Here is a 13,282-nt window from a genome sequence, read left to right on the forward strand (position 1 = left end):
AGCCCCCATAAACCGCTAATCCTGCAATCCAAAAGCCGCTATCCGCCTCAATCAACATGCCAGATCAACGGCTTGCGGATAGTTCACGGTCGACTCAGGAATGTAGCCGCTCCCATTTAAAGCCCGCCCGTGGTCGCTACCGTGGCGGGCTTTTCAATTGATGCACTACTCGTCGGCAGAACGCGCACCTGCAGAATAACAGGGGCGCGCGGCTCATGCTGTCTCGGCATTCCGCGGGTTGCTACGGCCCATCTCGTCGTTCCTCTGGCGGGCGAACCTTGCGAAACATCGCAAGCAGAAGGATGTCATAGACAATCTTCAAGGCGCCGGCGATGGGAGCAGCGGCCAACCGAAGCCGGACATTGCGAGCAGCGAGCCGGCAAGCATCGGGCTGGCGGCTGCCGCGAGGCTGCGCGGGACAGCGGTGACACTCGCGGCGGCGGCCCGCTCACCAGGTGATACCACGGCCATGACGTAGGAGGTGCGAGTCGGTACGTCCATCTGCGACAAGGCGCTCCTGATCAGCAGAAGTACGATGACGGGACCGAGGCTCGGCATAAAGGGGATGAGCAAAAGGCAAAGACTGGACGGCAGGTGTGTGAACACCATCGTATTCACCAGCCCGATCCGTTTAGAGATTTGCACGGCCACTAGATACGACCCGGCCGAGAGGATACCCGTCAAAAAGAAGATTGCGCCCGTCGCAGCGAGCGATAGCCCGAACCGTTGGAAAAGCCAAAGAGCCATCAACGACTGGACCACGAAACCGCCCGCAAAAGCGTCAAGGCTGAAAAGTGCAGCGAGCGTGAGGACGATGGTTCGAGATTTGCGTAGTGGGTCCGCCGGTACCGCACTCGCATCGAGCGGCTCATCCGGCAGTTTCCGATAGAGGAGCAACGCTCCTACTCCCAGAAAGGCATAAAGCAGGAAGGCGATCTGGAGAGCTTGCTTGATGTCCAGGCCGACAATCTGGCGGAGTAGGTCGGGGGCTCCGGCCGCAAGAGCACCGACCGCCCCTACAAGTGAGCCGACAAGGCTGTAGCGTGCAAAGAGCGCGGTGCGGTCGCGGTCAGTGACACTATGGGCAAGTTGCGCATGCTCCAGCGGCAGAAACACACTGACGTCGCCCGAGGATGGGTTCAACGTTCCCACGAATGCGACAAGGAGCAGCGGCCAGAAATCCTGAACCAACGCGAAGGCGCTCCCCGTGACGACCATCAGGACGGCAGCTGCGATCAGCAGGGAGCGGCGAGAGAAATGGTGTGCGACAAACCCGACGGTCAAAGTGAGCGCCGCTGAACCAGCGAGCGTCGCTGTGGCGAGAACCCCGATCTTGAAAGGGCTGAAACCAAGTGTGGCCAAATAGGCGGGAAGCAGAAGACTGACGAGTCCGTCGCCGAATGCCCTCAATCCCCTGGACGTCAACAGAAGGGCAGCTGCCGGCCTGGCACCGGCAGGCAGCAGCGAAAACCTCTGTTTGGCTAAAGGTTCGCGCGAAGCATTCGTCGGCGTCTGGGCTGCCAGGTATGCCTCCTGCCGCAAAGTGGTTGCGCCTATGGCACTGCTTAAATCGATCCCGTGGCAACGCCATAAAGCACGCCCAGGACAGAGCATGTTGCGAGCACGGGGATCATACCGATCTTGAAACGAAACACGGCCAGCAGCGCACCGACCGTCAGCACCAGCGACGGCAGGTTGACGGAGCTGAATACCGGCACATCCACCGTCGTGCCCAGCCAGCTGACCTCACGCAGTTCGCGGAACAGCGCATGAAGCGCGAACCATACTGCCAGGTTCAGGATCACACCGACCACCGCCGCCGTGACGGCAGACAGCGCTGCCGATAGGGCCTTGTTGCTGCGCATCGTCTCCATGAACGGCGCGCCGAGGAATATCCACAGGAAGCACGGAACGAATGTTACCCACGTCGTCAGCAGACCGCCGAGTGTTCCGGCGACCAGCGGGCTCAGCATTCCTGGCGCCCGGTACGCGCCCATGAAACCGACGAACTGGGTGACCATGATGAGCGGACCGGGCGTGGTCTCGGCCATGCCGAGGCCGTCCAGCATTTCTCCGGGCTTGAGCCAGCCGTAGTGCTCGACGCCTTGCTGAGCGACGTAGGCGAGCACCGCATAGGCGCCGCCGAAAGTGACCATCGCCATTTTCGAGAAGAAGATCGCGATGTCGGTGAAGACATTGCCTTGCCCAAGAAACACAAGAAGTGCCAAGACCGGCACGAGCCACAGCAGCAGACACACCGTTGCGATCTTCAGCGACCAACTGACGGACGGCCGGGTATGCGCAGGCACCCCTTCGCCAAGCGCCGTATCAGCGTCGGCAACCTGCTTGCCGCCGACCTTGCCATGTCCGTTGCCCGACTGGAATGCAGCCCACCCTGCCCGTCCCCCGACGTAACCGATCACACCCGCAGCCAGGATGACCAGCGGGAATGGCGCGTGGAAGAAGAACAGAGCGATGAAGGCCGCCGCCGCAAGCCCGATCATGGCATTGTTCTTGAGTGCCCGTCTGCCGATCCGCAACACCGCTTCGAGCACGATGGCAAGGACCGCCGCCTTCAGGCCGAAGAAGAGAGCCTGAACTGCGCCGACATTGCCCAAGATTGCATAGATCCAGCTCAACGCCATGATGGCGATCGCACCAGGCAGCACGAACAAGATACCGGCGACAAGGCCGCCTCTGGTCTTGTGCATGAGCCAGCCGATGTAGATGGCAAGCTGTTGTGCCTCCGGCCCGGGCAGCAGCGTGCAGTAATTGAGCGCATGCAGGAACCTGGTCTCGCCGATCCAGCGTTTTTCCTCGACGATGATGCGGTGCATCATGGCGATCTGACCCGCCGGGCCGCCGAAGCTGAGCGCGGCCACACGCGCCCACACCCGCGTGGCCTCAGCGAACGAAATGCCATGGCCGGGCGTGTCGTGTGGTCGGTTCGGTGCTGTCACGGTGCTCTCTGCATTGGCCATGATTAGTTCCTCGGATCAGCCGCGCTTCGAGCGGAAATATCGGTAGAGGTTGTCGAACACCGAAGCGCCCTCGGCGATCCGTTGCTCGTCCCCCGCGTTTGCCATGGCGATCCCGGCGATCAGGCTGGCAATCCCCGTGGCTTCCTCGCGACCGAACTTGCTGTCCTTGAGATCAATATCGTGGACGACCTCGGCGATGGCCTGCAAAGCCGTATCCGTAATGCCGGCGCGGTCCAGTAGCACCTCGAAGCTGCAGCGGTCTCCCTCATGGGTGATTTCTCCCTCGAACATGTCGAAGCGCAATTCGCCCTCCTTTGGCACGTATCCCTTGCCAGCGACGAAGCGGATTGTTGCATCGGCATCGATGAAGCGACGGATCAGCCAGCTGCAGGCTATGCGGTCGACATGCACGTCCCGGCGCGTGACCCAGGTCCGGCCCTTGAGCTCACCCGGCTCGGCGGCCTTCTTCTGTTCCTTGGTCATGGCGTAGTCCTCTATAAGCTGTGTCTCGAGCTCGGCGATCAGTCCCTCGACAGTGAGGCGACCGCTGGCGCCGAAGAAATCGATCATGACGACTTCGGCGAGCCGCTTGCGCAAGCGGCCGAGTTGCGAACGCGCTTCCGCATGTCTTTCCGATGTCGGGTTCGCCTTGATCGCATCGGCCAGATCGCGCGCTTCCTTGACGATCTCCACGTAATCAACGTCACGGGCGGCGTCGAACATCGCCCGGACCTGAGCGTCCGACAGACCATCGACAAGGCGCGCCTCGCACATCATGGCCTCGCCGCCGCCAGCGACGATCTCCTTGAGAAGCCATTCGAAATCCTCCTGCATCTCGGCATTGGCCGGCAGGGCGTAAACGGTGCTTTTGACTGCGACCGCGCCGATGCCTTGCAAGCGTCGCCAGATCTTCACCCGGAAGTAGGCGGGTTTGCTCGGCAGCTGATGGATCAGGAGCAGCCAGCGCTGCTCCTGTGATTGCCCCTCACTCATAAGTGAACCGTATCATGAACAAAGCCAAATGCAACACTTGTATCATTTCTCATTCGAGCATAGCGTTCGCCCCCTCACGGATGGCCGTGCCGCAGAGTGGGGAAACCGATGCCACACCAGATCATGCCGTTGCCGTTCAAGCCGCCTCGCCTCGTCGGCCTCTCCGAGAGGCTGTTGGCAAGTCACTACGAAAACAACTATGGCGGCGCCGTTCGTCGCCTCAACGCCATCGAACAGCGGCTCGACGGGCTCGACTGGGGCGCGGCGCCAATTTTCGACATCAACGGTCTGAAACGCGAGGAACTGGTCGCAGCCAATTCAGCAATCCTGCACGAAATCTATTTCGACGGACTCGGTGGCACAGGCGATGCCGGAGGCGATCTCGCTGCGGCTCTGGAGCGCGACTTCGGCAGCGTGGCCTCCTGGCGCGCCAAGTTCATGGCCTGTGCCAAGGCGCAGGCAGGAGGCTCGGGATGGACCCTGCTGACCTGGTCGGAGCGGCGCGACCGACTGACGATCCAATGGGCGGCGGACCACACCAACTGTCTTGCCGGCGGCATGCCGATCCTTGCGCTCGACATGTACGAACATGCCTACCACATGGATTTCGGCACCAAGGCCGGCGCCTATGTCGATGCCTTCATGAAGAACATCCATTGGGAACGGGTCGCTGCCCGCCACCGCCGGGCCGTCACGCAGCGTGATCCTTCAACAGGCTCGGCATCGGACGATGCGGTTCCAGCGATTGCGCCAGAGGAACTGCGCGCGCGCCTCGAGCAAGGAGAAGATCTCGTGGTGCTCGACGTCTGCCTTGCCGAGGATCTGGCAAAGCGCGGCGACATGCTGCCGGGGGCCAAGCTCCGCGCGCCCGAGAAGATCGCCGATTGGGCGGATGAACTGCCGACGGACAGGCCGGTCATCGTCTATTGCGTCTACGGCTTCCAGGTCAGCGGCGACGCCGTGACCGAACTGCGCCGCCGCGGCGTCGACGCAAGTGCGCTTTCGGGCGGCATTGCCGCCTGGCATGCGATCGGCGCGCGCACTGTCCCTCTGATAGTCAACGAAGAAAGGATTGCGCCATGAAATGGGTTACTCGCGAACGTCCGGTCATCGACCGCATTGCCTGCCCCTGGCTGATTGCGCGTTTCATCGACAAGGAACCTGAGTTCCTCTTCGTGCCGCCCGATCAGGTGATCCGCGTTGCCCAGGAAACGGGCGCCACGCCTTACGACGTGCCCGGCGTCGAATTCACGCATGTCGGCGACGGCTGCAGTTTCGACACCTTTGTTTCCAAAAATGGGCTCAAGCGCGACCCGGCGATCGTAACCATTGCCGCGATCGTACGCGGCGCCGACACGGACCGGCACGATCTCACGCCACAGTCGGCAGGGTTGCTGGCGATCTCCATGGGTCTGCGGGACCTGACGCCCGACGACCACGAGGTGCTGAAGCATGGCTTCGTCATCTATGACGCGCTCTACGCGTGGGCTTCGGGCCGCAAGGCGGAAACGCATAGCTGGCCACCCGCCATCAAGCCGGCGGCCGCATGACGAATTGGGCAATGGGGGCAGATCACAAGGAGAAACCCCATGCATGCAAAACTCGTGACCGAAGCAATGCTGATCGCGATGTCGGCGCTGCTCCAACCGGCATCGGCGGCACCCGATTGGGAAGCAATCGCAAAAGCGCTCGGCAAATCCGGAACCGAGACGCCTGATGGCGTCTACAGGGTCGGGCTGCCACGAACGGACCTGAAGGTTTCGCTCGATGGCATATCCCTGAAACCCGGATTTGCGCTTGGAGGCTGGATCGCCTTCGAACCCATGCGAGATCAGGCCATGGTCATGGGCGACATCGTTCTGATGCAGGACGAGGTGAACCCGGTCATGAAGAAGCTTGAAGAAGGTGGGATCGAGATCACTGCGGTGCACAACCACTTGCTGCGCGCGGAGCCGATGACACTCTACATGCACCTCTTCGGCCAAGGCGACCCGGTTACGCTCGCAACGGCGCTTCATGCAGGATTGGCGCTGAGCAAAACACCGATGGGAGGCGGCGCCCAGCCGCAAGCCGCTCCGCGGATCGAGTTCGACACGGCCAGTGTCGACCAAACCATCGGTTATAAGGGTAAGGCTAACGGAGCGGTCTACCAGTTTACAATACCGCGCGCTAAGCCGGTCGAGGAAAATGGAATGGAAGTGCCGGCGGCCATGGGCTCGGCTATAGCGATCAATTTCCAATCGACAGGTGGCGGCAAGGCGGCGATCACCGGTGATTTTGTGCTGACCGCAAAGGAGGTCAATCCGGTTATCAAAGCCATGCAGGACAACGGCATCGAGATCACGGCGTTGCACAGCCACATGCTCGATGAGAAGCCGCGGCTCTTCTTCATGCATTTCTGGGCGAACGACGATGTGCAGAAGCTGGCGAAAGGCCTGCGCACAGCCCTCGACAAGGTCGCCGTCAAGAAGAGCTAGATTGGGTGGCCCGGGTTCTCTGGCACGGCGTCTTTCTGCCACCAGCATTGCGCCGGAGATCGCCTATCCATCGGACACGAGCCTCAAGGGGCGGGCCGGGCTTTTGCGAAGCGAGGCGTTCGGAACGATCGAAGGCGCGCTTCGTTCTGATCGAATGGACTGGATTAGACTAGGCCTCCTGGCTTTGGCGGGGTTCCTCACCTGGACGCTGAACACACTTTCGGCCGGAGGCGGAGGTCTATTGCTGATCCCTGCCGTGACTTTCATCACAGGCAGCGCCGCGGTTGCGCCCGTCATCACCTTGACAGAGCTCATCGGGAATCCCATCCGCGCCCTGGCCTTTCGGCGCGACATCGATTGGAGCCTGGTCCGCTGGTACCTGCCCGGCGCCATCGCCGGTGCTGCTGCGGGCTCCTGGCTCTTCGCCAACAGTCGGGCGGAATGGCTGCAGATACTCATAGGGATCTATCTGATCAGTGCAGTCTGGGAATTTCGCGGCGGCGCGCGCGAGCGGAGCTACCGAGCCCGCCGCTGGTGGTTTCTCCCGGCCGGCCTGATCGTCGCCCTGTTGTCGGCGCTGATGGGCACTGTGGGACCCGTCTTGAATTCGCTTTATCTGAACTACGGTTCGGAGAAGGAGACGTTGGTCGCCACGAAATCCGTGAACTCGTTTGTGACCGATGTCGTGAAGATCGCGGTATTCACCGGACTTGGCGCGCTCGGTGGCCAGGCGGCTATATACGGCGTAGCCGCGGGTTTGGGCGCCGCGCTTGCCAATCTGCTGGCCAAGCCCTGGCTCGAACACCTGAGTGGACGACAATTCCGCCGCCTAGTGGTCGCGCTCATGGCTGTGAGCGGAGCGCTGATGATCTGGAACCAACACAGCATCGTTGTGCAGGCCTGGCGGGCGGCCACAGGAATGTCTTAACAATGTCGACGTTGGCTTGAGCGCTGCGGCGTAACTTGGTCGTCCGGTCGTGCGATACACAGAAGCTGGCCTGCGCGCAGCCCTCGACAAGGTCGCCGTCATCAGGTTCAGGGTCACGGCGGCAAGAACCAGATAGCGGCGGACCTTGGCGACGGCGACAAGCAACAGGAAAACCCTGAAAGGCTTGCGCAGGACGCCCGAGACGGCGGTCAGCTTCGCGAAACGTTCGGGCGCAGAAACGACATCTTTCAGACAACAGGGCGACGTGCGCTATCAGCCAGATGACAGGCTGCAACGCCGCCATGCGGCACGGATCGCAGCATCGGTTCCTCGACCCGGCAGACATCGATCGCCACCGGACAGCGCGTGTTGAATCGACACCCCTGAGGCGCCGCGCTTGGGCTCGGCGGATCGCCGGCGAGGATGCTCCGGCGGCGCCCGGCTTCGATGCGGGGATCGGGCGACGGAACCGCCGACAGCAACGCTTGGCTGTAGGGATGGGCCGGCTCGCGAAACAGCGGGCGGGTCACGCCGGCCTCCGCGATGCGGCCGAGATACATCACCATCACGTCCGAGCAGACCTCACGCACGATCGCCAGATCGTGCGTGAGAATGACAATGGTCAGACCAAGCTGCTTCTGCAGCGCGCCTGGACGGTGGCGTCGAGCGCCGTCGTCGGCTCGTCGGCAATCAGCACGCGCGGCCGGGCCGCCAGCGCCAGCGCCTGTCACCGAAGCAACCTCGGAAGCCTCGATCCGGCCAGGAGGGCGAGACGAGCTATCCTTCACCTTGGCGCCAGGCCAGGGTGCCGAAGTCAAGCTCGTGAGGCGGCAGGGTGCCAAGGCAAACTTTTCCTGGACAGCTGACCGTGGTGAACTTCGAGACGCACGGCGATGGCGGCGGGCAGTCCGTAAGCTACGAAAAGGGTCGCAGCGTTCCCACTGACGAAGGTGCCATGAAGCCGCCTTTCGACGGAAATCACGGTTCGTTCTGGCGGAATCGCGGTGACAGAGAAGTAACGCTGACCATCACGACAGAAGGGAACTACATCGACATCAAGCTCACATCTAGTGCGATACAAATTCGTGGCAGCCTGTCGCAATCGATCGAGGCCCGCATTGGCTGCCTGAACGGGGCACCGGCGTGGTCTGGCCGTCTTCCAGAGCACACCGGTGCCCGCCCCGATCATGCACTCCCTGGTGCTGTGCTTCTCGATCGGCCTTGCGATCACTCTCGTCACGGTCGGGGCCGCCGCTGCCCTGAGCGTCCGGCATGCGACCAGGCGTTGGTCGTGGTTCTCGACCATCGCGCGCTGGGCGCCCTATTTCTCATCGCCGTCGGCCTCTATGTCGGATACCATGGCTGGACAGGACTATCCGCCGCGAGGGCCTGATGCGCTCACGCTTCAAGCCAAAACCGCAATCCGAGATAGCGAGCCAATGGAATCCGAGATAGTAGGCACCGAAAGCTTTGAGCCGGCGCCTAAGGCGGTTCCATCGGGTTGGCGATCGCTGATGACGCGCGAACGTTGGACCGAAGTCGCGCGCATTATATTTACCGGCCTGATGGCCTTTCTGTACTGGCAACAGCTGATTCCCATTCAAGCCTTGTGGGTGGCAGTTGCCATCGGCTTGTATCCGCTCGTCAAGACCGGCGTCGTTGACCTCGCAAAAGAGCACAAGATCGGTACCGAAATATTCGTCACCATCGCCACGGTGGTGGCTCTGATCGGAGGCGAGACCGTCGCCGGCGCGGTCCTCATGGTGATCATTCTGATCGCGGAGTTCATCGCCGATCTGAATATGGATCGTGCGCGAGCCTCAATCAAAGACTTGATCGGCTCGGTGCCCCAAGTGGCGCTTGTGCGGGACGCAGGTGGCGAACGCAAGGTCCCGATCGAGAATCTGCGCGCAGGCAACGTTGTCTTGGTGCGGGCCGGCGAGAAGATCCCGGTCGATGGCACCGTCGTCGGTGGAGCGGCTTCGGTCAACGAAGCATCGATCACAGGAGAAAGCATTCCGAAGGACAAGAGCGATGGCGCCGATGTCTTTGCCGGAACCGTCGTCGAATCCGGAGCCCTCGACATCGAGACCGAGAAGGTTGGTGCCGACACCACCTTTGCCCGCATCATCAGTCTGGTCGAGAATGCCGAAGCAGAACAGGCACCCGTCCAGAAACTGGCGGATAAGGTCGCGTCATGGCTGATCCCGGTCGTGCTGATCTTCCTCGTCGCGGTTTATCTTTATACACGCGACATTCGGATGATCGTCACTCTGCTGATTTTCACATCGCCTGCCGAACTCGGATTGGCGACCCCTCTGGTGATTATCGCAGCCATTGCGCGAGCCGCACGCAGTGGAATTCTGGTCAAGGGCGGCGTCTATCTGGAGTCTTTGGCCAAGGTCGACGTCCTGGTGTTCGACAAGACAGGCACCCTGACGGCAAACAAGCCCGAGGTTGTCGGCGTGGAGATGCAGGACGGCACGCTTTCGGAAGCTGATCTGATCGGCCTTGCCGCCGCCGCCGATCGGCGCTCGGCTCACCCCTTGGCGAAGGCGGTCGTCAATTATGCCGCCCGGATGAAAATCGATGTCCCGGAACCGGAGCAGTACGAGCAGTTGCAGGCGCGCGGTGTGAAGGCGACGGTCTCCGGACGCACCGTGCTGGTCGGGAATGCATCGTTGTTGCGCGAGGCCGGCGTGCCGCTTTCCGATGCGATCGAAAAGGGCGGACAGACGCCGGTTCACGTCGCGGTCGATGGGAAATTCGCGGGCGTGATTTTTATTGCCGACACATTGCGACCAGGTGCGCGCGAAGCGCTGGCAAAGCTCCGTGCAACCGGGGTCAAGCGCATGGTGATGGTGACGGGTGACAATGAGGCCACAGCGCGGACCATCGCCAAGGAACTCGGCGTGGATGAAGTGCGTGCCAATCTGATGCCGCAGGACAAGGTCGCCGCCATCGCCGAACTGCAAAAGCAGGGCCATCGCGTGGCGATGGTCGGCGACGGGATCAACGACGCGCCGGCGCTGGCCCGCGCCGATGTCGGCATTGCGATGGGCGGCGGCGGCACGCAGGCAGCGCTGGAAGCCGCCGACATCGCATTGATGAAGGATGATCTGGCAAGAATTGTCAGCGCCCGCGCGATTGCGCGACGTGCTTACCGGACAATTCAGGAAAATATCTTCGTCGGTGTCGGTGTTGTGCACGTTTTAGGCATTACCGCAGCGCTGATGGGCTGGATCGGTCCTATCCAGGCAGCGATTTTGCACTTGGGGCCAGATGTCCTGGTGTTCCTGAATTCGGCAAAACTGCTGCGCGTTCGAATCCAAGATGTTTAGCGCATCTCTTTGGAGCCTAAGGCGCTTGCAGTTCTTTGGACGACAAATGCGTCCAATTCGCATGGCCCACGAAACCGGGCAACCGCAATTTCCGCCTGGTGAAGCTTGCATGCGAACCGCTGTCTTGCATATGCTGTGTCAGACTGGAGGTGGGATATGCGCGCACCAGTTATTGCAGCTTTGGGATTGTCGGCATTGGTTGCCGCGAGTCCGGCCAAGGCTCACACGGACGGTCCAATCTATGGCGCGGATGTAGTGGCCTCGAAGTGCAATGACCCATCCGCTGAGTTTTGCGTCGATAGTGTCCTGAAGGTTCTGCAAAAAGTTTTGGAGAGAGAACGGCGCTTGCTCTGAGGGGCGAGCGGCCATGGCACGGTGGTGACGTTACGATCACCGATTCCCGTGGAAGGGGAAGTGCCATGACCAATCGAGAAGTTAGACTGAGCAGAGGCGAGTTGAAAGCGTTGCTGTTGTCGGATGAGGACGGCTTTCGCCAGGCATTGCAGACTGTCGTGCAGGAGGTTCTTGAAGCCGAGATGACGGAGGCGATCGGGGCCGAGAAAGGCGAGCGGACGACGGAACGGATTGGCTACCGGTCCGGCTATTACGAGCGCAAGCTGGTGACGCGGGTTGGGGTGCTGGAGCTGCGCGTTCCGCAGGATCGGGCCGGCCGGTTCTCGACGGAGTTGTTTGAGCGCTACCAGCGTTCGGAGAAGGCATTGGTGTCGGCACTGGTGGAGATGTACGTGCAGGGCGTCTCGACCCGCAAGGTGAAGGCGGTGACGGAGGAATTGTGCGGCCACTCTTTCTCGGCCTCGACGGTGAGCGAGGCGACGATGCGGCTGGATGAGGCGCTCAAGGCGTTCTTCACGCAGCGGCTCGAGGAAAGCTATCCGTATCTCATTTTGGATGCGCGCTACGAGCGGGCTCGCGAGGCGGGCGTGATCGCCAGCCAGGCGGTGCTGGTGGCGATCGGCGTGGATTGGGAGGGCCGGCGCCAGGTTCTGGGCGTGGAGCTGGCCAACCGGGAGAGCCATTCGAGCTGGCGCGAGTTCCTGACGGGGCTCAAGAATCGCGGGCTCGCCGGCGTCGAGTTCGTCGTCTCCGACGACCATCCGGGGCTCAGGGCGGCGATCCGCGAAGTGCTGCCCGAAGCGGTCTGGCAGCGCTGCTACGTGCACTTCCTCAGAAACGCGCTCGACTACGTGCCGCGCAAGGTCGACGACGATTGCCTGATGGAACTCAGATGGTTCTACGACCGGCGCGACCTCGCCGAGGTCAAACGCGACCTGGCGCAGTGGATCGCCAAATGGCAGGCCAAATACCCGAAGCTGGTCAACTGGGTGGAAGACAATATCGAGGAGACGCTGAGCTTCTATCGGCTGCCGCTAGCTCACCACAAGCACATGAAGTCGACGAACATGCTGGAGCGGCTGAACCAGGAGATCAAGCGGCGCACCCTGGTCGTTCGCATCTTCCCCAACCCAAGGAGCTGTCTGCGACTGGTTCGGGCGTTGGCGGTGGAGATCCACGAGAACTGGCTCGAGGCGACCCGCTATCTCAACATGGATCATCTGCGCGAGCACAAGAAGGAGAGCCTGAGGGCCTTGGCCGCCTGAGCACCGTCATGTGTCCGCCGCCCAGCTAAACACGGGGGCTGCGCGACGGACACCCCGACGTCACCGCGATGCCACGCCATTTTGCAGAACTTGACGCACACAACTTTTGCGTCGGATTCCTGGCAGCGGTTTGGTCCCAACTCTACGCCACGGAGACTCATTGCGCACTGCCAGCGGTTAGCATGCGCGATTTGTCGGACATTTACCGCGTCTTTTTGTTGAAAAATCCCGACTTAAACGACGTTCCGGCTTCAATCGCGGTAACAAAAGCGTTTGAGGCCCATACTGGGTGTCCAGGCTGGCGTCCGCGTTCAGATGGAGAATAGCTGGAGGCCAAAAAGGGCTCGAACTGGCCGAACGTGTGGCAGATCCAGCAGAGCTAGCCCGCGATCGGCCCGTCATGTTGCTACGCCTGAAACCGCCATCGCTGCCGTTTGTACTGAGCCGGCAGTCGCTATTAATATTGAGATTGGACTTTTTGGACCCTTCGTGGCTCGATAGGTCAGCTTCTCGAAAACGCATTGGGGCGCAGAAATACCCGTCTTTCAAATGACCGGGCGGCGGCCGCTATCGGCCAGGTGACAAGAGGCAACGCCGCCATGTGGCACGGATCGCAGCATCGGTTCCTCGACCCGGCAAACATCGATCGCCACCGGACAGCGCGTGTTGAACCGGCACCCCGGAGGCGGCGCGCTTGGGCTCGGCGGATCGCCGGCGAGAATGATCCGGCGGCGTCCCGCTTCGATGCGGGGATCGGGAGAAGGAACCGCCGACAGCAGCGCCTGGCTGTAGGGATGGGCCGGCTCGCGAAACAGCGGGCGGGTCACGCCGGCCTCCGCGATGCGGCCGAGATACATCACCGTCACGTCCGAGCAGACCTCGCGCCCGGACGCCACAGAGTGCGGCCAAAAGTATTTGGGGAGGCCAACCGGCGTATGGACCC

12 protein-coding genes and 1 pseudogene are annotated in these 13,282 nt (G+C 61.7%); 7 read left to right on the top strand and 6 right to left on the bottom strand.

What is annotated here, in order from left to right:
• Positions 1-318: 318 nt before the first annotated feature.
• From NKI38_RS32365 to NKI38_RS32375, 3 genes are all read right to left on the bottom strand, one after another.
• A complete protein-coding gene (locus NKI38_RS32365) occupies positions 319-1,410 on the bottom strand; it encodes an MFS transporter (protein WP_352664789.1) in 1,092 nt (363 codons plus the stop codon).
• 155 nt (positions 1,411-1,565) lie between these two features.
• On the bottom strand, positions 1,566-2,981 hold the full coding sequence (chrA, locus tag NKI38_RS32370; protein WP_352664791.1) for a chromate efflux transporter: 1,416 nt from the start codon (positions 2,979-2,981) through the stop codon (positions 1,566-1,568).
• A 15-nt stretch (positions 2,982-2,996) separates the two neighbouring features.
• Entirely contained in the window at positions 2,997-3,974 is a 978-nt protein-coding gene (locus NKI38_RS32375; RefSeq protein WP_352664793.1) for a chromate resistance protein ChrB domain-containing protein, read from the bottom strand.
• A 108-nt stretch (positions 3,975-4,082) separates the two neighbouring features.
• Between NKI38_RS32375 and NKI38_RS32380 the strand changes: the two genes are divergently transcribed.
• The 4 genes from NKI38_RS32380 to NKI38_RS32395 are packed head-to-tail and all read left to right on the top strand — an operon-like array spanning position 4,083 to position 7,379.
• A complete protein-coding gene (locus tag NKI38_RS32380) occupies positions 4,083-5,057 on the top strand; it encodes a Fe-Mn family superoxide dismutase (protein ID WP_352664795.1) in 975 nt (324 codons plus the stop codon).
• Positions 5,054-5,524: a chromate resistance protein ChrB domain-containing protein gene (locus tag NKI38_RS32385; protein WP_352664797.1), complete on the top strand. Its 471-nt coding sequence runs from the start codon at positions 5,054-5,056 to the stop codon at positions 5,522-5,524. Before NKI38_RS32380 ends, NKI38_RS32385 begins: the two co-directional genes overlap by 4 nt.
• A 39-nt stretch (positions 5,525-5,563) precedes the next feature.
• Complete coding sequence (locus tag NKI38_RS32390) at positions 5,564-6,451, top strand: DUF1259 domain-containing protein (protein ID WP_352664799.1); 888 nt, start codon at positions 5,564-5,566, stop codon at positions 6,449-6,451.
• A gap of 1 nt (position 6,452) precedes the next feature.
• The gene (locus tag NKI38_RS32395) at positions 6,453-7,379 is read left to right on the top strand and encodes a sulfite exporter TauE/SafE family protein (RefSeq protein ID WP_352664801.1); all 927 of its coding nucleotides are present in this window, start codon (positions 6,453-6,455) and stop codon (positions 7,377-7,379) included.
• Positions 7,380-7,478: 99 nt separating this feature from the next.
• On the opposite strand, the pseudogene NKI38_RS32400 reads toward NKI38_RS32395, so the two are convergent.
• Together NKI38_RS32400 and NKI38_RS32405 are read right to left on the bottom strand one after the other, a co-directional pair.
• A pseudogene (locus tag NKI38_RS32400) lies at positions 7,479-7,562 on the bottom strand (YqaA family protein); the annotation flags it as partial.
• Between the two features lie 65 nt (positions 7,563-7,627).
• The gene (locus NKI38_RS32405) at positions 7,628-8,110 is read right to left on the bottom strand and encodes an oligopeptide/dipeptide ABC transporter ATP-binding protein (protein ID WP_352664803.1); all 483 of its coding nucleotides are present in this window, start codon (positions 8,108-8,110) and stop codon (positions 7,628-7,630) included.
• A 137-nt stretch (positions 8,111-8,247) separates the two neighbouring features.
• Between NKI38_RS32405 and NKI38_RS32410 the strand changes: the two genes are divergently transcribed.
• The 3 genes from NKI38_RS32410 (at position 8,248) to NKI38_RS32420 (ending at position 12,339) form a co-directional block, all read left to right on the top strand.
• Entirely contained in the window at positions 8,248-8,772 is a 525-nt protein-coding gene (locus NKI38_RS32410; protein WP_352664805.1) for a hypothetical protein, read from the top strand.
• 121 nt (positions 8,773-8,893) lie between these two features.
• The gene (locus tag NKI38_RS32415) at positions 8,894-10,720 is read left to right on the top strand and encodes a heavy metal translocating P-type ATPase (RefSeq protein WP_352664807.1); all 1,827 of its coding nucleotides are present in this window, start codon (positions 8,894-8,896) and stop codon (positions 10,718-10,720) included.
• Positions 10,721-11,139: 419 nt separating this feature from the next.
• Positions 11,140-12,339 carry an IS256 family transposase gene (locus tag NKI38_RS32420; protein WP_352664809.1) on the top strand — a complete coding sequence of 400 codons (1,200 nt, stop codon included), beginning with the start codon at positions 11,140-11,142 and terminating at the stop codon, positions 12,337-12,339.
• Between the two features lie 545 nt (positions 12,340-12,884).
• On the opposite strand, the gene NKI38_RS32425 is transcribed toward NKI38_RS32420, so the two are convergent.
• Positions 12,885-13,282 (bottom strand): oligopeptide/dipeptide ABC transporter ATP-binding protein (locus tag NKI38_RS32425; protein ID WP_352664811.1); only part of this gene is annotated, 398 nt, incomplete at its 5' end.

The organism is Mesorhizobium sp. M0621 (assembly GCF_040320745.1).
Lineage (GTDB): Bacteria > Pseudomonadota > Alphaproteobacteria > Rhizobiales > Rhizobiaceae > Mesorhizobium.